The sequence below is a fragment of the Paludisphaera rhizosphaerae genome (assembly GCF_011065895.1).
Taxonomy (GTDB): domain Bacteria; phylum Planctomycetota; class Planctomycetia; order Isosphaerales; family Isosphaeraceae; genus Paludisphaera; species Paludisphaera rhizosphaerae.
This window is the reverse complement of record NZ_JAALCR010000005.1, coordinates 63,965-84,232: the sequence shown is the minus strand read 5'-3', so window position 1 is coordinate 84,232 and position 20,268 is coordinate 63,965. Positions and strand designations below refer to the sequence as shown.

The window sequence follows — 20,268 nt, the reverse complement described above, 5'->3', positions numbered from 1 at the left end:
TCCAGGATCCGAGACCATATCGGCCTTCACCCCTCGCGGGGGAAGGTGGCCGAAGGCCGGATGAGGGGGAATCGGCTTTGCGTCGAAATCGCTGCGGCGGATGTACAGGCGCCGAAGAGGAGGGCCCGCGCAGACGATTTCGCCGTCTCGTCTCAGAACAGGAGCCGGCAGAGGAGGCTCAGCGGCACGCCCCTGGGGTGTGCGGAGGTCTCGCGGAAGGAAAGGGGAGGGGAGGCGGCGATGAATCCGAGAAGCACCGGCGCTGCGATCAGGGCCGCCGTCGCCGAGCGTCCCTTGGTGTGGTCCACGGCATCGCCCGGGTCCTCGTCGTCCTCACCCTCGGGCTCTTCGGGGTAGTCCTCCACCTCGTCGTCGAGGGGGGTGGAGGTCGTCGACCCGGTTGCGACCTCCGTCCGCTCGATGGACCGAACCTCAGGCGCGCGGACGACGGCTCCGACCGAGACGGAGGAACCGTCCTGGCTGATGAGCGTCAGACCGAGCAGGCAGAGGAGCGGGGCGAGCATGGAACGAAGTACAACCTGGCTTTGGAGGCGGTTTGGGAGGCGAGGTACAATGATTATAGACGAAAGTTCAACCGGACGTTGAGCCGAATTTCCAGGCCAAGGATCGTGTTCCGGTTCCCGGAGGCGTTATGGCGAAGTCCTTGACGACCTTGTTGCGTGCCCTGGACGCCGCGGCGATTACCGTGTTGGTCGTTGTGGCGGCGCTGGAATACCCTCTGGTTCTCCTCGTCGTCGGCGTGCTTCTGGCGCTTTGGTGGTCAGACCGAGGCGGCCACATCGATTCACTCGGTCATCCCGCGAGGGCCACCCTCTCCACGACCCAGGGCGTTCTGGTCGCCGCGGTGATCGGCCTGGTCGCGGTCGTCGCCTCGAAACCCTATCACCTCGCCTTTCTGGCGTGCGGGGCCTTGCTGGCGGCGCGTCCACTGAGGGTGGGCGCCGGGATTGGTCGGATCGCGCCGGCCGTCGTCCTAGCCGCGATCGTGGTCGCCGCGTATTACGCACCCGTCAAGACGATCGAACGGAAGAAAGCCCAGCTCATCGCCCTGCCCAAGCTGGAGATGGCCGTCGCCGAGTTGCGAAGCCCGTGGGAGTTCGGTCTCGACCGGCCGTCGCCCGTCAGCTCGGGCAGCGCGTTCATCTACATGATCGGTGAGGACCCGCAAGGACGGATCGACGATCAACTGGTCAGGTTTCCCTCCCAGCGACTGACCATGGAGCAGTTCATCCAGGCGATTGAGGGGCAGACTCCGTTGCAACACTGGTTCGCCAGTTGTGGGAACGCTGGGTCGTCCATACTGTTCGGGAGAAACTGCGCGATGGGCCTGGCGTTCTCCATGCCGAGGCCGTAACGACGCGTTTTCGTTACGATGTCTCGGTGCGTCCGGTTCGCCGGTCGGGGGCGGGTTCGTGGTCCGACTCGAAGTCGAAACATGGCGTTATTGAGCTTGCGCGGGGCGAGCCTGTCGTTCGGCGGGTTCACGCTGTGACATGGCACGCGACAAACGCTTCGAAATGAAGCGGGGCCGATCAGCCAGAGCTGACCGGCCCCCGACCTGCTAGTGATCAGAGAAGCCGTGATCGCCTGCGGGAGGTTTCACAGAGGTAAGACCATCAGATGGTCGCGTGCCGCCGGCGGAACGCGATGGCGCCGATGCCCATCGCCCCCATCAGGCCAAGAACCACCGAGGCCGGCTCGGGAACGGACCCGACGGAATTGGCGCCGATGGCGCCGCTCGTGGTGCTGGAGCCGTCAGCGATCCCCGCGATGTGGGCAGCCGTGTAGTAAGGACCATTGGCGTTGTAGTTCGGGGCGCTGGTCACGTTGAACATTGAAGCCGTCACGCCCGTGCCGGTGACGTCGTAGACAACCTTCTCGCCGCCGTTGAACCGATTGCCTTGCGGGGTGGGGAAGTTGAAATAGATGTCCATGAGCCCCGACGAATTGTTTCCGAAGCCGGACGTGTTGTTGTTGCCGTAGGCGTTGAGGGTCGTGCCGGGGGTGCCGGCGCTCGCGCCGGTTGAGAGACCGGCGTTGTAGGTGAACGTCAGGGCGTTCAGGGCGGACTGGGTGCCGTCGAAGTTGAACAGCCAGGAGTCGACGAACTGACCAGTGGGCATGCCGGTGAGGTCCATCGTGATTTGGACCGTGTTGGCGCCCGCGTCGGCGATGGTGGCGGTTGCAAGGCCGAGCGGCGCTGCGCCGTTGACCGAAATGTCCAGACTGTAGGTGAAAGATGCGGCATGCGCCGATCCGGCTGCCGCCAACACGAGCAAAGCGGCCGACGCAAGAAGGTGACGAATCATTGTGGCGAAGGCTCCTGATAGCTGGGATGCGAACGAGTCGAACGTTCCAAGCGACCACAGCGTCGACTTGAAGAGAGCCCCTAGTGTCCTGAGTCGGAAATCCGTTGAATAATCTTGCGCCAGGAGCGATCGGCCGGTAGTGTTTCGGCAAAGGAGACCGACGCATGGCACGCCCGACGGCCGAGTTGATCCTCGGCGACGATGAGCGGCAGGCCCTGAAGACCTGGGCGAGCCGACCCAAGAGCACTCAACGCCTCGCCACCCGCGCCCGCATCATCTTGGCCTGCGCCGAGGGCCTGGACAACAAGGCCGTCGCCGCCAGGCTCGGCGTCTGCGCGGCCACCGTCGGCACCTGGAGGAAGCGGTTTGTTACGCGCCGCCTGGAGGGCCTGGCCGATGAGCCCCGGCCGGGCTCCCCGCGGACGATCACCGACGCCGACGTCGAGCGGGTCGTTACCAAGACGCTGGAGACCAAGCCCAAGGCGGCCACCCACTGGAGCACGCGCGGCATGGCCCGGGCCGAGGGGCTGTCGCAATCGTCGATCGGGCGGATCTGGCGGGCCTTCGGCCTGAAGCCGCACCGCACCGAGTCGTTCAAGCTGTCGACCGACCCCTACTTCGTCGACAAGGTCCGCGACGTCGTCGGCCTCTACATGAGCCCGCCGGAGCGGGCGATCGTCCTGTGCGTCGACGAGAAGAGCCAGGTCCAGGCGTTGGACCGGACGCAACCGCTGCTGCCCATGACGCCCGGCGCGGGCGAGCGGCCGACCCACGACTACGTCCGCAACGGCACGACCTCGCTGTTCGCGGCCCTGAACGTGGCCACCGGCCAGGTCATCGGCCAGTGCCATCGACGGCACCGGCATCAGGAGTTCCTCAAGTTCCTCAAGGAGCTGGACGCGAAGCTCGTCCGCGAGCCCGGCGTCGCGATCCACCTGGTCCTGGACAACTACGGGACGCACAAGACGGCGGCGGTGAAGCGGTGGTTCCTCCGCCACCCCGAATACCATCTGCACTTCACGCCGACCAGCGGCTCGTGGCTGAACCTGGTGGAGCGGTTCTTCGGCGAGATCACCGAGAAGCGGATCCGCCGCGGAGCCTTCCGGAGCGTGACGGCCTTGGAGGCGGCGATCCGGGAGTATCTGGAGCATCACAACGCCGCGCCCAAGCCGTTCGTCTGGACCGCCGACGCCGACCTGATCCTCGACCGCGTCAAGAAGGTTATCGAGCGGACTTCCGACTCAGGACACTAGTTTCACGCACTCTTCGGCTTCTTGAGGTCGTCGGATCTCTCGTCTTCGCCGTAACGTAGTGCATGGTCGAGGGCGTTGAGTGTTATTTCAACGCGTGCAAAAGTGAGCTGTGTCATTACGGTTAGCAGATTGAACATGTGATGCGTAGAGACAACGCGGCCGTCGTTTCTTGAGCGTTGTTCGCGGTTGATTAAGCTGCCGTCGCAATGAAGAGAGCAGGTCGACTTAGTTTGGCGGCGCGGAAGGGATTGTCCGGGACAGGGATCGATTCGGACGGTTTCGCACGGTCCGAAGAGAGTGGGGGCGTGGACCTTCCATACCCTGGGGTCTTCGATCCCGGGAATGCGGTACAATGACGCCCAGAGGCCCGGGGAGCGTCGGGTCCGCGTCAGGAAGTCCGGGTCAGAAGCGAGATCATGGCGTTATTGAGCTTGCGCGGGGTGAGCCTGTCGTTCGGCGGGCCGAAGTTGCTGGACGGCGTGGATCTGACGATCGAGGCCGGCGAGCGGGTCTGCTTGCTGGGCCGCAACGGCGAGGGGAAGTCCACGCTGATGAAGATCATCAGCGGCGAGCTTTCGCCCGATGAAGGGGACGTCCTCCGCCAGCAGGGGCTGCGGGTGGCTCGGCTGCTCCAGGACGTGCCGGCCGGCCACGGCGGGACCGTCGCCGATGAGGTCGCCGACGGGCTCTCGCACGACGACCACGGCTTCGGCGGCGACGACCATCGCGTTCAGGCCGTCGTCTCGCGGGTCGGGCTCGACCCGGACGCGAAATTCTCCGAGCTGTCCTCCGGCATGAAGCGTCGGGTGTTGCTGGCCCAGGCGATCGTCGGCGAGCCCGACGTCTTGCTGCTCGACGAGCCGACGAACCACCTTGACATCGAGTCGATCGGCTGGCTGGAGAACTTCCTCCTGCGGTATTCCGGCACGATCGTCTTCGTGACCCACGACCGCGTCTTCCTCCAGAAGCTGGCCACGCGGATCGTTGAGCTGGATCGCGGACATCTGGCCGACTGGGCCTGCGACTACCCCACGTTCCTCGTCCGTCGTGATCAGCTCCTCGCCGCCGAAGCCCGCGAGCGCGACCTCTTCGACAAGAAGCTGGCCGAGGAAGAGAAGTGGATCCGCAAGGGGATCGAGGCCCGCCGCACCCGCAACGAGGGCCGCGTCCGAGCCCTCAAGGCCATGCGAGTGGCCCATCAACAGCGCCGGGAACGCCAGGGGACGGCTCTGCTCCAGGCCCAGGAAGCTGAACGGTCGGGGATGCTCGTGATCGAGGCCGAGGACGTCGAGTTCGGCTACGGCGACCGCTCGGTGATCCGCGACCTCTCGACGACGATCATCCGCGGCGATAAGGTCGGCCTCATCGGTCCCAACGGCGCGGGCAAGACGACGCTCCTCAACCTGCTGCTGGGCAAGCTCTCCCCCCGCCAGGGGACGATCAAACAGGGGACCAACCTGGAGGTCTCGTACTTCGAGCAGCTCAAGTCGGCCCTCGACGACGAGAAGACGGTCCAGAAGAACGTCACCGACTACGAGACGGTCACGATCGACGGCCGCGAGCGCCATGTGCTGGGCTACTTGCAGGACTTCCTCTTCTCCCCCGACCGCGCCCGGACGCTGGTCAAGTACCTCTCCGGCGGTGAACGCAGCCGGCTCCTGCTGGCGAAGCTCTTCACCAGGCCCTCGAACGTGCTTGTCCTTGACGAGCCGACGAACGACCTCGACCTGGAGACGCTGGAGCTGCTGGAATCGCTGCTGGTCGACTATCAGGGGACCGTCCTGCTGGTCAGTCACGACCGAGCCTTCCTCAACGACGTCTCCACCAGCGTCCTGACGATCGAGCCCGACGGCCGCGTCAGGGAGTACGAGGGCGGCTACGACGACTACCTCCGCCAGCGCACCGTCGAACAGCCTCCCGAGCCCAAACCCGCCGCCCCGTCCAAACCCGCATCGGCCGAGCCTGCCCGGACCAAGTCGGTCAAGCTCTCGAACCTGGAGCGTAAGGAGCTGTCGACCCTGCCGGGGAAGATCGAGAAGCTGGAGACCAGCCTGGCCGCGCTCCACGAATCGATGGCCGATCCCTCGTTCTACAAGCAGGACCGCGACGCCATCGCCCAGGCCAACGCCAAGCTCCAGGCCCTGGAAACCGAACTCGCCGCCGCCTACGAGCGCTGGGAGGCCCTCGACGCGATCGGGGGCTGAGGGTACAAGCGGAGCGGATCGGAAGCCGGTCGCCGAGGAGACGAATCGATGGAGACGCCGCGGATAGCCCAGATCCTGGACGACATGGGGACGATCCTGGAGGTCCAGGGGGAGAACCCGTTCCGCTGTCGCGCCTACCATAATGCGGCCCAGGCGCTTCAGAGCCTTCCCTCGGACCTGACCGAGATGATCGCCGACGGCAGCCTGACCGAAGTGCCGGGGATCGGCGAGACCCTCTACGCCAAGATCGTCCAACTGGCCACCACAGGGAGGCTGCCGGCCTACGAGAAGCTCCGCGCCGAGACCCCCCCAGGTCTGCTGGCCCTGCTGCGGGTCCCCGGCGTTGGCCCCAAGAAGATCAAGGCCCTGCACGAGGCGCTCGACATCCAGAGTCTCGCGGACCTCCGCGCGGCCGCCCAGGCCGGTCAAATCGCCAAGGTGAAGGGCTTCGGAGCCAAGACGGAGGCCAACATCCTGGAAGGGATCGGCTTCCTGGAAACCACCGGCGGGCGGATCCTCCAGAACGAGGCCCTGGCGCTGGTCGCGCCGATCCTCGAATTCGTCAGGGCCCAGAAGGGCGTCATCCGCGCCGAGGTCTGCGGCAGCCTGCGACGTCGGGCCGAGACCATCGGCGACCTGGACGTCCTGTTCAGCTCGAAGGAGCCTGGGCCGGTCTTCGACGCCTTCGTGACGCTGCCGCAGGTCGCCAAGGTCCTCGGCCACGGGACGACCAAGGCGAGCGTCCTCTTGCCGGGCTTCAAGACCGATCAGTTCGTCCAGTGCGACCTTCGGGGGGTGGCCGACGACCAGTTCGCCTTCGCGCTCCACTACTTCACCGGCTCCAAGGCTCACAACATCGGCATGCGGAGGCGGGCCCTGGCGCGGGGGTACTCGCTCAACGAGTACGCCCTGACCGGGGTCAAGGACGAGTCCAAGACGCTCCCGTGCCGCGACGAGGCCGAACTGTTCGAGGCGATGGGTCTGGAGTACATCCCTCCGGAGCTTCGTGAGGACGCTGGGGAGTTCGAGGCCGCCGAGAACGGGTCCTTGCCCAAGCTCATTGAATACAGCGACCTGACCGGCACCTTCCACTGCCATTCCGACTGGTCGGACGGCGAGGCGACGCTCGAAGAAATGGCCGAGGGCGCCCGCGAATTGGGCATGCAGTATCTGGGGATTGGCGATCATTCACGGTCGCTGGCCATGGCCCGAGGTCTGACCATCGATCGCGTCCACGACCAGTGGGCCAAGATCGACGCTCTCAACGCGAAGTTCGGCGGGCAATTCCGGCTGTTCAAGGGGACCGAGTGCGACATCCTCGGCGACGGCTCGCTGGATTTCCCCGACGACGTCCTGGCCGGTTTCGACTATGTCGTCGCGAGCGTGCATTCGCGGTTCAAGATGTCTCGGGACGAGATGACCGCGCGGATCATCCGGGCGATCTCCAACCCCCACGTCACCATGCTCGGCCACGCGACGGGCCGGCTGCTGCTCTCGCGGGCGCCCTACGAGGTGGACCTCGACGCGGTCATCGAGGCCGCCGCGAAGCACCGGACCATGATCGAGATCAACGCCAGTCCGTACCGGCTGGATATGGACTCGGTCCACTGCCGACGGGCTCGCAAGAAGGGGGTGACGATCGTCATCAATCCTGACGCCCACTCGGTCGCCGGTCTCAAGGACCTGAGCTACGGCGTCGGAGTCGCCCGCCGCGCCTGGCTCACTCGCGACGACGTCTTCAACACGGCGCCGTTGGCTGAGGTCGCGCGGCGGCTGGAGATCCTGAAGGGGAAAGGCGACTGACGTTCACTGGCGGCCACGTCGTCTTGATGGGGTTCGACCACGTCCTATAATGATTTGGTGAATGCTCAGGGATGGACTTTTGAACGGCCTTTCCCGCTGGCGAGGTGTGGGGGGATTCCATTGATCCTCCTCAACCGCCGGCGTGAAAGGGATGTGAGCATGGAGAGGGAGGCCCGGTCCGTCCGTCTTACGTCATGAAGGGCGTCCGGCGCATGATTCGCTTTCTTCCCGCGACGACGCACCGGCCTTCCGGCCTCGGTTCCCTCCGTCTTCATCCATAAAGTTGCGAGGACGTTTCCATGGCCGCGACGAAACCCCTTCGGGAACCCCGTGTGAGATACTACTCGGTCGAGGAAGCCAACCGGGCGCTGCCGTACGTCCGGGCCATCGTCGCCGACATCGTCCGTCAGAACGCCGTCGTTGAAGAGCTTCAGCAGCGGCTCGCCCGCGTCGGCCGTGATCGCAAGCGGAACTCCGAGGACGCCTACTCCGAGGAGCTGACCCAGTTTCGCAGCGAGCTTGAGGCTGAGGAGGAACGTCTGAATACGTTCCACCAGGAGCTTCAGGCCCTTGGGGTTGAGCTTCGGAACATGGACGGCCTGTGCGACTTCCCCAGCCTGATGGACGGTCGCGAGGTCTACCTCTGCTGGCGGCTGGGGGAGCCTTCGGTGGCCTTCTGGCATGAGCGAGAGGCCGGTTTCGCCGGCCGGCAGAAGATCTCCGACCCCGCTGCCCCCGCCGTCTGACGGTCTCGTCTCAGGACTCATCGGCATCCCTTCTCGCCCCGCGCGGCCCCTCGGCTTCGCGGGGCGAGTGCTTGAAGTCGGCCGGCGGATGAGGACAATGGGCCGGAGCCGACCGTGACCCCTCCGCCTCCAGGACTTCGCTCGTGTATCGCGTCGTGACTATCGACGGCCCCGCCGGGGCCGGGAAGAGCACCGTCGCCCGGCTTCTGGCCGAGCGATTGGGCTGGCGGTTTCTGGACACCGGGGCGATGTACCGAGTCGTCACCCTGGCCGCGCTCCGCGAGGAAACCGACCTGGAAGACGCCGACGCCCTTGAACGCCTGGCGACCGGGCTCGACGCGGCGTTCCCACCGGGCCAAGCCCTGCTGGCGGGAGAGGACGTCTCGAAGGCGATTCGGGACGTGGCCGTGACGCGGGCGTCGCGGTTCATCGCCAACTGCGCCGCGGTTCGAGAACGGCTGGTCGCCTGGCAACGGGCGTTCGCCGAGGCGGCCGACGTCGTCACCGAGGGGCGCGACCAGGGGACCATCGTCTTTCCGGACGCCCCGCACAAGTTCTTCGTCACGGCGACGGAAGAGGAGCGGGCCCGCCGCCGGCTCGCCGAACTGCTGGCGAAGGGGGACGAGACCACGTTCGAGGTCGTCCTGGCCGACCAGCAGGCCCGAGACGCCCGCGACGCCTCCCGCGCCATCGCACCGATGCGGCCGGCCGACGACGCCGAGACCATCGACACCACCGGGATGACCATCGAAGAGGTGGTCGACCTCCTCCTCCGGAAAGTCCTCCCCCCGTCATGAGCGCCGACGCCGCCCCCGAACCCGCCTCGTCTCCAGCCGACCCCGCGTCGACCCCTTCCCGCCGCGAACGCCGGCCCGCCGCGACGGTCGATCGACCGCTCGCCTCCCGAATCTGGTACCGGTTTGTGAAGGCCGTGGTCTCAACCTGGTTCGCCGCGTTCGGCGGCTGGCGGTCGACGGGCTGGCGGAACATGCCGGAGACCGGCGGGGCGGTGCTGGTTTCCAACCACCTCAGCTTTCTGGACGTCTTCATCCTGGGAATGGGCGTCCGTCGGCCGCTCAATTACGTCGCCCGGTCGACTCTGTTCCTCCCCGGGCTCGCGTTCTTCATCCGCTCCGTCGGCGGGTTTCCCATCCAGCGCGAGGGGATGGGGGCCTCCGGGATGAAGGAGACCCTCAGACGCCTTCGCGACGGCGGCGTGGTCACCCTCTTTCCCGAAGGAACCCGCAGCGAGGACGGCGAGCTCGGCGAGTTGAAGCCGGGGATCGCCCTGCTGGTTTCCCGAGCGGGCGTCCCCGTCGTCCCGGCGGGAATCGCCGGGACCTTCGGGGCCTGGCCCCGACATCGACTCTTCCCCCGCCCCCACCCGATCCGCGTTCACTACGGCCCCCCCATCATGCCGGCCGATCTGGAAGGCCTCGACCCCCGCGCCGTCACCGCCCTGATCCACGATCGCATCGCCGAGTGCGTCGAGATCGCCCGCCAGGGGCTCGCCCGCGACCTGGGGGGCTGACGACGGCTTCGTTTGCAAGCGAAGCCAAGGCCGGGGTTCGGCGTAAGTTGTTTTATGGTCGTTTGTTGTGGTTTGGATCCGCAGTGGCTTCGTTCGCGCGCTTTTTCGATGCTCCCCGCTCAACACCACCCAGGAATGCCGAATCTGGGTACCGTGGCCACGCTTGGGTGGCCATGAACCGGCGGTCGCCGGTCGCACCGAGGTCGGATTGCCAATGAGCCTGAAAAACGAAGATCCCTCCATCTCATAGTGTGGTCCCGGACTCGCGATTTCTGATGAAGGAGAGTGGTTTGAATTTCGAAGGGGAGGGTCGGTCGTAGCGGAATTCCCTTTGGTGGTCTGTGTGGGCGTGGATTAGAATCCATCGCCAAGGTCCGCGAGGCCGTCGCCCGTTGGGGCTTCGCAAGACCTCCTGCACAATCCGACGCTCACTCCCTCTCCAACCCCGGCCCTCTCTCCTCTCCGGAGACTGTGAGGACCGGCGTACGTCCGATCCTCTCCGGACTTCGTCATCACGGAATCCTTTCCATGACCTCGATCGATTCGCAGCCGACCCGGAACGTCTCAATGAACCGACGCGCTCTGCTGGGCGCCGCTGCGGGGGCGACCTTGCTGGGCGGTCGCGTGGGTTGGGCCGCCGCCGATCGGCCGACGCCGGGGGCCAGCCCGTTCATCCTTGGTCTCAACACGTCGACCATCCGGGGCCAGAAGCTGGGGATCGTCGAGATCGTGGAGATCGCCGCGAAGGCCGGCTATCAGGGGATGGAACCCTGGCTCGACGAGATCCGAAGGTATAAGGACGGCGGCGGCTCGCTGGAAGACCTCGCCAAGCGGTTCCGCGACGCCGGCATCTCGATCGAGAGCGCCATCGACTTCTTCGAATGGTCCGTCGACGACCCTGAACGCCGCCGCAAGGGGCTGGAGAACGCCCGACGCTCGCTGGAGATTCTCCAGAAGCTCGGCGCGAAGCGCGTCGCCGCGCCGGCCTCGGGGGCGACGGACAAGCCCGTTGAGCTTCCCCGGTTGGCCGAGCGGTATCGGACGCTCCTGGAACTGGGGGACGAGTTCGGGATCGTTCCCGAGGTTGAGGTCTGGGGACCGTCGAAGACGCTGGGGAACCTGGCGGAGGCGGCCTATGTGGCGATCGCCTCGGGTCATCCCAGGGCCTGCATCCTGCCGGACGTCTACCACCTCCACCGCGGCGGCTCGGAGTTTGAGGGCCTGAAGCTGCTGGGGCCGGCGTCGATCTCCGTCCTGCACATGAACGACTACCCGGACGTTCCCGACCGGACCAAGCTCACCGACGCCGACCGCGTCTACCCCGGCGACGGCGTGGCGCCGATCAAGTCGATCCTGGAGACGCTGGCTTCGGGCGGGTTCCGCGTGATGCTCTCGCTGGAGCTTTTCAACCGGAAGTACTGGGCGGAGGACCCCGCGGCCGTGGCTGCGACGGGCCTCCAGAAAATGAAGGCGCTGGTCGACGCCCTGCCGGTGCCAGCGTCGGCGCGTGTGGGATCCTAACCGCGTGTTCCACCCGATCCTCAACCAGGCTCATGCGTGGGTCGAGCGAGTCCTGAAGCCGGGCGACCTGGCGATCGACGCCACGCTCGGCAATGGACGCGACACCGCCATCCTGGCGGAACGGGTGGGGCCGCATGGTCTGGTGATCGGCTTCGACCTCCAGCAGGAGGCGCTCGATTCGGCCCGCGCCCGGTTGACCTCGCCGGGCACGGCCGACCGCGTCATCCTCGTGAAGACGGGACACGAGGGGATGGCCGGAGTGCTGGCGCAGAGAGCGCCGGGACGACGGCCGCGGGCGGTGATGTTCAACCTCGGCTACCTTCCCGGCGGCAATCGCGAGTTCGCCACCAAGGCCGACACCACCCTCGCCGCGCTGGCCGCGGCGTTCGAGCTGATCGCCCCCGGCGGGATCATCACAGTCGTCTGCTATCCGGGCCACGCCGGCGGCCAGGACGAACAGGACGCCGTTCTGGTGTGGGCGCGATCCATCCCCTCGTTCCGGGCCACTGTCGTCCTCTATCAGTTTCTGAACGCCCACAAGGCGCCCTGTCTGCTGGCGATCACCCCCAAGTGAGCCTCTGTCGGGGGCTGGGATCGCCGTGTCGGCCTCAATTCATAGTAGGTCTATAGAAATTAACTGGATTGCGGTTGACCCTCACGTCGATCGTCAGCACAATGAGGAAACGATCGGCGGTCGCGAATGAATGAGCGCGACCTCGAAGGAGGGTGAAGCGTCGGGAAGTCGCTTCGCTGGATTGCAGGGCCGGAGCCGAAGGCACGCTGGCCCCAAGGTTCCCGTCGTGGAGCCATGCCGACTCGATCACGAGAGGCTCGATCGCTCAACCCCGCAAGCGGCCGACCATACCGATGGAGGCGCTGCCTGGGAGAAGAAGGTTCGTACCATGAGTACGCCCTCATCGCCGCGTCGCGGCGGATTCACGCTGATTGAATTGCTGGTCGTCATTGCCATCATCGCGGTCCTGATCGCCCTGCTTCTGCCGGCCGTGCAGGCCGCCCGCGAGGCCGCGCGGCGCGCCCAGTGCACCAACAACCTCAAGCAGATTGGGTTGGGCCTGCACAATTATCACAGTGTCTTCGATTCGTTCCCGCCGGGGGCTCTGTTCGGCCGCAACGCCGATGGGACGACGCGTAACAACGGCGACTTCTCGGCGAACGTGCGGCTGCTGGGATTCACGGAACAGCCGGCGCTGTACAACGCGGCGAACTTCAACCTCGCCTGCTTCAACGACGCCTATGGCATCGCCGTCAACACGACGACGACGGGGACGCGGCTCTCGTTGATGCTCTGCCCCTCGTCGCCGGAGCCTTCCTGGAACCACTCGGGTTCCGGGGCCCTGCTGGGGACGATCCGGGCGCCCGGGGGCAATTACTACGCCTCTCTGGGGGCGACTCTGGAATTCGCCGGCCAGCAGAGCGGTGGGCCTCCCAACGGCGTCTTCGAGTACGTCGGCGAACTTGGCCGGACCCATGGTCTCCATGAGATCACCGACGGCTCGAGCAACACGATCGCCTTCGGCGAATGGCGGACGGGCAGCGGCAATTCCAGCGTCACGACGATCCCCACCGACATCGTCTTCCTCGGACAGTTTCCCACTGGCACCAAGCGCAACGACGGCTCGCTCAGCGTGCCGAGCCTCTCTCGGCCGGTGCTGCTCTCCTGGCTCTCGCTCTGCGCCGCAGCCGCTCGGGATCGGAGCGGGTATTACGGCAAGTCGAACACGCTGGGCCAGAACTGGTCGATCGGCCTCATCGGCTATTCGATGGGCAACACCCTGACCGGTCCCAACCCGAAATACCCGAATTGCTCGGTGAACGGCACGGGGACACTCCAGAGCCCAGGCGCCTTCAGCCTCAGCAGCCTGCACCCCGGGGGGGCGAACATCCTGCTGAGCGATGGATCGGTCCGTTTCCTGAAGGACAGCGTCGACCTGGCCCCTGTCTGGGCTCTCGGCACTCGCGCCGGCGGTGAGATCCTCTCGTCGGATTCGTATTGAGCCCGGTCGAGCCGGTTCCCCTTCAGGATATCCATCCGAATCTTTGTGGAGGTCAAGATCGTGCCCCTCATCCGATCGTTCCGCGCCCTGGCGACGCTCTCAACGGCCTTCTTCGCCGTGGCTGTGGCGGGCTGTGGAGGAGTGGAAGGCCCTGCTCGCGAGCCTGTCAGCGGCGTGGTGACGCTCGACGGCAAGCCCCTGGATCAGGGGCTGATCACCTTCATCCCCGCGTCCGGCGGCGACCTGATCGTCAGCGGGCTGGTCGTGGACGGCGCTTTCGACCTGCCTCGGCACGAGGGGCCGGGCCTCGGCGCTCATCGCGTGGAGGTTCGGGCCCGGAAGGAGACGGGCAAAGTTTTGAAGAATCGGGAAGACCCTGAGAACCCGATCAGGGAGCAGGTCGAAGTCGTCCCTGTCCGCTACAACCAGCGCTCCGAGCTTCACGCCGAGGTTGTGGAGGGGGCGGACAACCGCTTCACCTACGAATTGGCCGGCTCGCAACCGGCGGTGAAGCGGATCGCGTCGAACCGACGCTGAGCGCAAACGTCAGCCGGCCGGGGCGAACAAGCCGCCCCGGCCGGCTGATGAATCTCAGGGAGCTCAATAAGCGTCGGCGCTGACGATTTCGCCGCCGGCCCGCGTGCCGAGCGCCTGGAAGACGCCCATCTGAGAGGTTGTGGTGTAGACCCAGTTGCTGCTGCTGCCCGAGGTGGTCACCGAGGCGGGGTTCCACGAGGAGACCGAGTTCTTGATGAAGCGGACCGAGCCATCGCAGAAGGCGAAGTTGGCCCCGCCGGAGTGGTTGCTGGCGGCCGTGTTGCTGAAGTTGTTGCCACGGGGGAATTTGTTCGGGGGCGCGCCGGGGTTCCTGCTCTGGTCGGCCTGAGCACTGTCCTTGAAGTAGTTGGGCGGGAAGAACGTCGAGAAGGCCGTGTCGCCCCAATCGCCCGAGATCCACATGTTCGTCCCGTACTTGACATAATCTGCCGCACCCGCTGGGACGAGCCGGCTGTGGGCGTGCTCTCCGTAGAGGATCGTGTTGCTGGTGCCGTCAGTGATGGAAGAGATCTTCACCGGCTGGAAGCTGGCGTTATATCCCCACCCGGATGCATCGGGCTGATTCGGGGCAGTGACCTTGCCGGCGTTGTGGTTGAAGATGCCGTCGGACTGCGGAAGCTTGGTGTCGTCGTAGCGATAGGCCAGCGTCCCCATATTGGCGGCATAGCTGCTGTAGGTGAACGGTTGGTAGACGTCGTCCCAGCCGTCGGTCTCGCCCGCGATGTACGGTGCACGGATGCCCGCCACGTCGTCACTGGGGCACCAGAGCGTGCTCATGCCGATCCCCGTGACGGTGCTGTTGGCGGCGACCCAGTTTGTGAGGCTGGTGTTCAGCGCGTTCCAGGCGGTGCCGCCCTCGTAGTAGGCGAGCAGGGCGACGAACGGGCCGTAGTCCTGACGCATCGCTTTTGCGTCGATCGTGCGGTTGATCTTGTCCCCGCAGGGGAATGAGCCGTTGCTGCTTTCGTAGTTGTGGGTCGCCAACCCGAGTTGTTTCAGGTTGTTGGTGCATTGCGCTCGGCGGGCAGCCTCGCGAGCGGCCTGAACAGCCGGTAGGAGTAGGGCGATCAACACGGCGATGATGGCGATAACGACCAGCAATTCAATCAGAGTGAACCCGCGACTTGGATTCGGCGCAGAGGAGGCACGTCGCATGAATTGTCCTTTCCGAGTATGAGGTACATCGACGAGAGATGCAGGAGAAGACCTGAGGATAGCGGTCCGAATCGGAACAAAGGTGGTCAGGGTGTCTTCCCGGCTTCCTGCGCCTTCTGACGCTGTTCGCGAAGCTCCTTGAATCCCATATCCAGGTTGGGATCCCTGGACTTTTTCCCCTTGGCGACCTTGGGCGGTTCCGCCGGGGCGGGAGTGGGGGTGGGAGTGGACGGCTGGGGTGTCGAGGCTGGCTCAGTCCCGCTACAGCCCAGCGACGTCCATGCGAGGCAGCCGGCGAGCGCCGGCACCGCCAACATCCATGTGCGACTGCGTATCATCGGATCCTGGCTCCTGGGAGAGGGAGTGATCGCCGACGCAATCCAGCGCGTACCTTCGACGAGCCGCCTCGGCGATGAGGGGCGCGTCGTGATCCGTGCTGGAGACTCATCGCAGGTCGGTCGTCCTCCGACGACGGCTCCGACCGGCGATCCTCGTGCGATCTTGAACGCGAAACTCAGGTGCAAACTTCGTCAGGACATCGGAACCGTTCCGCGAAAGGTCACTGCGGAACGACCCGTATTTCGGAGCCTGCGACTGCAGGCGTTGAGGATGCTAACGCGCCCCTTGGAAAATCGAAAATGGATTCTCGGAGGTTCACTGTTTTTCAGACCAAGTCCCTTGATTTCTCTCGGCGTCGAACTTCGGCGCGTCGGCCCAAGATCTAATTTCTCTCACAATCGGATCTGGACGCCCCGCTTTTCGAGCGAACGAATAAACATCCATGAAAGCACAAAAAAGACCGCGAGGGCGGTCGCCGCGTACCAGAGGGGCGAGTCCTTGGGGGTCGCGGCGTGGACGGCGCCTTCGACGTAGTGATGGATGACGTAGGCCGCCAGCGGGTTCTGGCCCAGCGTGCGGAAGAGCCCCAGCCGCATGCCGGCGACGTCGCACGCGGGGATGAACAAAGCGTAGAGCGCGATCGCGAAGCCCGACGCGAAGAGGACGAACGGCAGGCTCACCAGCTTCTTGTTGATCTGCCAGTAGTTCACCGGCAACACGCTCTTCGGCGGCGGCTCGATGAACGGGGGCGTCGCCAGCAGCGAACTAACCGGCCGACCGCCGGCGTTGCCGAAGGGCGGGACGACGGGCGACGCGGCCACGTCCTTGCCGACGACCTCGACCTGCCCGTGTCGCGTGTCGTAGAGCGTCGCCAGGCAGTTGAGCCCGTAGCCGAGCCCCGCCAGCACGAGCCCCCAGAACAGAAGCTTCCGCGACGCCGCACCGGGCGCATGGCTCGCCGTCACGTCGTAGACGAGCGTGCCGAAGAGCATGGGCACGGCCCAACTGATCGGCCCGAAGAAGCCGCCGTCCCAGGCCCCCTTGCCGACGGTTCCCCAGAGGTCGTCCATCCAGTTCGGTTGAGCGTAGATGAAGAAGACGTTGAACGACCAGGCCAGCGCCAGGGCGACCGCCATGTAGACGACCGCCGCGATCAGCCGGACCCGGAAGGCCGTCGCGATCCACGGCAGCACGAGGATCTGCGCCACGCCGATGATCGCCAGCGTCTCCCAGAGGTCGGCCTTGAGGATCCCCAGGATGTAGAGGCCGGGGGCCTTGGCCAGCTCATCCCATTTCTTGATCTCGATGTCCTCCGCGCCGTACATGATCAGCGAGATCAGGATCAGCGCCAGACTGCGCCAGATGAAATGGAGGTAGGGAATCGACCCGGTCTTCTCCAGCCGCTTCAGCGCTGAGAGCCGGAACGAGAAGCCGGCCGCGAAGAGGAACGCCGGCATGATGGTGTCGGCGTAGCTGAAGTAGAAATCGTGGTGCTTGATGATCTCCGGGAAGGCCTTCAGCCCCCCCACGAAGTTCACGAGGAACATCCCCGCGACCGTGTAGCCGCGAAACTGGTCCATCGAGACGATTCGGGATGACGACGTCGGCGTCGTGGCCGTGACGACCCCAGGGTCGGCGCTCATGGGCGGCCCTCGCTTGTTGATTCGACCTGCTGGAGACTTGGGAGCGACGATCGTAACGGGCCGGTGGGGCGTCGGCAACGAGGAGGGACGCGGCGAGAAGGATTTTGACGAGCGAGCCGACGGGAGTCGTCGGCGTGGCCCTTCCCGGAAGGTGCTTCCGTCTATAATGCGATCGTCGACCCACGCCAGGCTCGACGGGACGCGACGACGAACGAGAAGGGGAGCGGTCTTGAGCGACGTCTATTTCTACGAGCCCGCACGCGGCCACGGCCTGCCGCACGACCCGTTCAAGGCGATCGTCGCCCCGCGCCCCATCGGCTGGATCTCGTCGCGGGATCGTCAGGGGCGGGTGAACCTCGCGCCCTACAGCTTCTTCAACGCCTTCTGCGACGCGCCTCCCGTGGTGGGGTTCAGCAGCACCGGCCGCAAGGACAGCCTGCGAAACATCGAGGAGACCGGGGAATTCGTGGCCAACCTGGCGACGATGGCGCTCGCTGAGGCGATGAACGTCACCTCGGCGGCGGTCCCGCCGGAGGTCGATGAGATGGTGCTCGCCGGCCTGACCGCGGCTCCTTGCCGGATGGTCGACGTTCCGAAGGTCGCCGAGTCGCCGGCGGCCCTGGAGTGCAAGCTTCTTCAGGTCGTCACGATCAAGGATTTGGCCGGGGCCGAGACGACCAACCATCTGGTGCTGGGGCAAGTCGTCGGCGTCCACATCGACACGGCCTGTCTGAAGGACGGCCTGTTCGACATGACCCTCGCCCGGACGATTGCCCGTTGCGGCTACCAGGCCGACTACGCAGAGGTCGATCACCTGTTCCAGATGTTCCGACCGTCCACCTCTGCTTGACATTCCCGGCCTGCAGAACCAAGCTGAAATTATGCGTATCGAACAGATCGACCTCGCCATTGTCCGCCTCCCCCTCATCCGCCCGTTTCAGACGAGCTCCAGCCGCAAGGCGCACCTGGACCACATCCTCGTGCGGGTCGTCGCCGACGGCGTCGAAGGCTGGGGAGAGTGCGCCAGCCCGTCCGACCCGTTCTACTGCCCGGAGACGACCGAAACCTGCTGGCACATCCTTCACGACTTCCTCGCCCCCATGACCCTGGGCAAGCCCTGGGACACGATCGAGGAGCTGACGGCCTTCTACAAGAAAGTGAAGGGAAACGGGTTCGCCCGCGCCGGGCTGGAGATGGCCTGCTGGGACGCCCTGGCGCGGTCGCAGGGGTTGCCTCTGCATCGCATGCTGGGCGGCACGCGGACCGAGGTTCTCTCGGGAGTGAGTTTGGGCATTGAGTCGGATATCGGCGCGGTGTTCGAAAACATCGACCAGTATCGCGCTGAGGGCTATCGTCGTATCAAGCTGAAGATCGCCCCGGGGTGGGACGTCGACGTCGTCCGCCAGGTCCGCGAGCGCTACCCCGACATCCCGCTACAGGTTGACGCCAACTCGGCCTACACGTTGGCGGACGTCGACCTGTTGAAGAAGCTGGATGACTTCGATCTGCTCCTGATCGAGCAGCCTCTGGCTCACGACGACATCATCGACCACGTGAAGCTCCAGGCCGCGCTCAAAACGCCCGTCTGCCTGGACGAGAGCATCCACTCGGCCGAGGACGCCCGCAAGGCGATCGAGCTGAAGGCCTGCCGCGTCATCAACATCAAGGTGAGTCGCGTGGGCGGGCCGCTGGAGGCGAAGCGGATCCACGACGTCTGCCGCGAGCACGACATCCCCGTCTGGTGCGGCGGTATGCACGAGTTCGGAATTGGCCGCGCAGCGAATGTGGCGGTCGCCAGCCTGCGGGGGTTCTCGCTCCCCGGCGACGTCTCCGGGTCGGACAAGTACTATCGCGAGGACGTCGTCGAGCCGACGATCCTGGCCCCCAACGGTGCGATCGCCGTCTTCGAAGGGCCGGGCCTGGGCGTCGAGCCTGTCGTCGACCGCATCAAGAAGAACACCCTCCGCGCAGCGACCCTCCGCGCCGGGGCCTGACCCTGTTTCCGATCCGAGCCCGCCATGAACCCGCAAGCCGTCCGCTCGTTCGTCGCCGACCGTCTGGAGAAATACCTGGAGGAGTTGCGGGGCCTCGTCGAGCACGAGTCCCCCAGCGGCGACAAGGCTCGGCTCGACGCCCTGGCGGGGGGCATCGCCGATCGCTGGCGAGGGCTCGGCGGCGAGGTCGATCAACTAGCCAACCCGACGGGCGATCACCTCGTCGGCCGCTTCTTCGGCTCGATCCACGAGAAGCCGGCGCTGGTGGTCGGCCACTTCGACACCGTCTGGCCGGTGGGGACGCTCGCCCGGTTGCCGTTCCGCCGCGACGGCGGGAAGCTGTACGGGCCCGGCGTCTACGACATGAAGACCAGCCTGATCCTCGTCGCCGCCGTGCTGGAAGCCTTCGCGGCCCTGGGCCTGAAGCCGAGGCGGCCGATCACGGCGCTGTTCACGTCGGACGAGGAAGTGGGGAGCAAGACTTCCCGGGCCCTGATCGAAGACCTCGCCCGCGAGAGCGCGCACGCCCTGATCCTGGAACCGCCGCTGGCTGACGGCTCGCTCAAGACGGCGCGGAAGGGTGTCGGCCGTTTCCATCTGACGATCGAGGGGAAGGCGGCTCACGCGGGCGTCGCGCCGGAGCAGGGGGCCAGCGCGATCGTCGAGTTGGCGCATCAGATTCTCAAGATCCAGACGTTCAACGACCGGGCGTCCGGGACGACGGTGAACGTCGGCCTGGTGCAAGGGGGGACGACCCCCAACGTGGTTCCGGCGAATGCCTCGGCCGAGGTCGACGCCCGCGCGGTGACGCTCGCCGGCGCGGCGGCCCTGGAGAAGGCGATGGCCGGGCTGACGGCCGTGACGCCCGGGACGCGGGTGACGATCTCCGGCGGCTTCAACCGGCCGCCGATGGAACGTGGGCCGGGCGTCGTCGCGCTCTTCGAGCAGGCCCGCACGCTCGGGACGAAGCTCGGCCTGGCCCTCACCGAAGGCTCGACCGGAGGCGGCAGCGACGGCAACTTCACCGCCGCCGCCGGGACGCCGACGCTCGACGGCCTGGGGACGCTCGGCGGCGGCGCCCACGCCGACAACGAGCACATCATCGTCGACACGATCCCCGAACGCGCGGCGTTGCTGGCCGCGCTGTTGCTGGAAGTCTGAGTTCAAGCCACTACG

19 protein-coding genes are annotated in these 20,268 nt (G+C 65.9%); 14 read left to right on the top strand and 5 right to left on the bottom strand.

Features of this window, described 5'->3' with window-relative positions; all coding sequences use genetic code 11:
- Positions 1-152: 152 nt before the first annotated feature.
- Positions 153-524: a hypothetical protein gene (locus G5C50_RS07935; protein WP_165067454.1), complete on the bottom strand. Its 372-nt coding sequence runs from the start codon at positions 522-524 to the stop codon at positions 153-155.
- 128 nt (positions 525-652) lie between these two features.
- Between G5C50_RS07935 and G5C50_RS07930 the strand changes: the two genes are divergently transcribed.
- On the top strand, positions 653-1,375 hold the full coding sequence (locus G5C50_RS07930; RefSeq protein ID WP_165067451.1) for a hypothetical protein: 723 nt from the start codon (positions 653-655) through the stop codon (positions 1,373-1,375).
- Positions 1,376-1,637: 262 nt separating this feature from the next.
- On the opposite strand, the gene G5C50_RS07925 is transcribed toward G5C50_RS07930, so the two are convergent.
- Positions 1,638-2,330: a PEP-CTERM sorting domain-containing protein gene (locus G5C50_RS07925; protein ID WP_165067448.1), complete on the bottom strand. Its 693-nt coding sequence runs from the start codon at positions 2,328-2,330 to the stop codon at positions 1,638-1,640.
- Between the two features lie 164 nt (positions 2,331-2,494).
- On the opposite strand from G5C50_RS07925, the gene G5C50_RS07920 reads away from it, so the two are divergent.
- The 10 genes from G5C50_RS07920 to G5C50_RS07875 all read left to right on the top strand — a co-directional run bounded on the left by G5C50_RS07920 (position 2,495) and on the right by G5C50_RS07875 (position 13,940).
- A complete protein-coding gene (locus tag G5C50_RS07920; RefSeq protein ID WP_165067445.1) occupies positions 2,495-3,583 on the top strand; it encodes an IS630 family transposase in 1,089 nt (362 codons plus the stop codon).
- A gap of 416 nt (positions 3,584-3,999) precedes the next feature.
- On the top strand, positions 4,000-5,787 hold the full coding sequence (locus G5C50_RS07915) for an ATP-binding cassette domain-containing protein (RefSeq protein ID WP_165067443.1): 1,788 nt from the start codon (positions 4,000-4,002) through the stop codon (positions 5,785-5,787).
- 48 nt (positions 5,788-5,835) lie between these two features.
- Positions 5,836-7,590, top strand: a complete 1,755-nt coding sequence (gene polX, locus G5C50_RS07910; RefSeq protein ID WP_165067440.1) for a DNA polymerase/3'-5' exonuclease PolX — start codon at positions 5,836-5,838, stop codon at positions 7,588-7,590.
- Positions 7,591-7,889: 299 nt separating this feature from the next.
- On the top strand, positions 7,890-8,336 hold the full coding sequence (locus tag G5C50_RS07905; protein WP_165067437.1) for a DUF2203 domain-containing protein: 447 nt from the start codon (positions 7,890-7,892) through the stop codon (positions 8,334-8,336).
- A 143-nt stretch (positions 8,337-8,479) separates the two neighbouring features.
- Positions 8,480-9,133 carry a (d)CMP kinase gene (gene cmk, locus G5C50_RS07900; protein ID WP_165067434.1) on the top strand — a complete coding sequence of 218 codons (654 nt, stop codon included), beginning with the start codon at positions 8,480-8,482 and terminating at the stop codon, positions 9,131-9,133.
- Positions 9,130-9,867 (top strand): lysophospholipid acyltransferase family protein, encoded by a 738-nt coding sequence (locus G5C50_RS07895; protein WP_165067431.1) that lies wholly within the window; start codon positions 9,130-9,132, stop codon positions 9,865-9,867. Before cmk ends, G5C50_RS07895 begins: the two co-directional genes overlap by 4 nt.
- A 567-nt stretch (positions 9,868-10,434) precedes the next feature.
- A complete protein-coding gene (locus tag G5C50_RS07890; RefSeq protein ID WP_165067428.1) occupies positions 10,435-11,388 on the top strand; it encodes a sugar phosphate isomerase/epimerase family protein in 954 nt (317 codons plus the stop codon).
- A gap of 4 nt (positions 11,389-11,392) precedes the next feature.
- Positions 11,393-11,962, top strand: coding sequence for a tRNA (mnm(5)s(2)U34)-methyltransferase (locus G5C50_RS07885; RefSeq protein WP_165067425.1), 570 nt, complete (start codon positions 11,393-11,395; stop codon positions 11,960-11,962).
- A 328-nt stretch (positions 11,963-12,290) separates the two neighbouring features.
- Positions 12,291-13,403, top strand: a complete 1,113-nt coding sequence (locus G5C50_RS07880) for a DUF1559 domain-containing protein (RefSeq protein ID WP_165067422.1) — start codon at positions 12,291-12,293, stop codon at positions 13,401-13,403.
- Positions 13,404-13,463: 60 nt separating this feature from the next.
- The gene (locus tag G5C50_RS07875) at positions 13,464-13,940 is read left to right on the top strand and encodes a hypothetical protein (protein ID WP_240907011.1); all 477 of its coding nucleotides are present in this window, start codon (positions 13,464-13,466) and stop codon (positions 13,938-13,940) included.
- A 63-nt stretch (positions 13,941-14,003) separates the two neighbouring features.
- Here the strand turns inward: G5C50_RS07875 and G5C50_RS07870 are convergent, their stop codons facing one another.
- The 3 genes from G5C50_RS07870 to G5C50_RS07860 form a co-directional block, all read right to left on the bottom strand.
- On the bottom strand, positions 14,004-15,116 hold the full coding sequence (locus tag G5C50_RS07870) for a DUF1559 family PulG-like putative transporter (protein WP_165067419.1): 1,113 nt from the start codon (positions 15,114-15,116) through the stop codon (positions 14,004-14,006).
- Positions 15,117-15,202: 86 nt separating this feature from the next.
- A complete protein-coding gene (locus G5C50_RS07865) occupies positions 15,203-15,454 on the bottom strand; it encodes a hypothetical protein (protein ID WP_165067416.1) in 252 nt (83 codons plus the stop codon).
- A gap of 393 nt (positions 15,455-15,847) precedes the next feature.
- Complete coding sequence (locus G5C50_RS07860) at positions 15,848-17,098, bottom strand: heparan-alpha-glucosaminide N-acetyltransferase domain-containing protein (RefSeq protein WP_165067414.1); 1,251 nt, start codon at positions 17,096-17,098, stop codon at positions 15,848-15,850.
- A gap of 229 nt (positions 17,099-17,327) precedes the next feature.
- Between G5C50_RS07860 and G5C50_RS07855 the strand changes: the two genes are divergently transcribed.
- Genes G5C50_RS07855 through G5C50_RS07845 form a run of 3 tightly spaced genes read left to right on the top strand, consistent with a single transcriptional unit; the run spans position 17,328 to position 20,253 of the window.
- Positions 17,328-17,948, top strand: a complete 621-nt coding sequence (locus G5C50_RS07855; protein WP_165067411.1) for a flavin reductase family protein — start codon at positions 17,328-17,330, stop codon at positions 17,946-17,948.
- 31 nt (positions 17,949-17,979) lie between these two features.
- On the top strand, positions 17,980-19,092 hold the full coding sequence (menC, locus tag G5C50_RS07850) for an o-succinylbenzoate synthase (protein ID WP_165067408.1): 1,113 nt from the start codon (positions 17,980-17,982) through the stop codon (positions 19,090-19,092).
- 24 nt (positions 19,093-19,116) lie between these two features.
- Positions 19,117-20,253 (top strand): M20 family metallopeptidase, encoded by a 1,137-nt coding sequence (locus G5C50_RS07845; RefSeq protein ID WP_165067405.1) that lies wholly within the window; start codon positions 19,117-19,119, stop codon positions 20,251-20,253.
- Positions 20,254-20,268 lie beyond the last annotated feature (15 nt).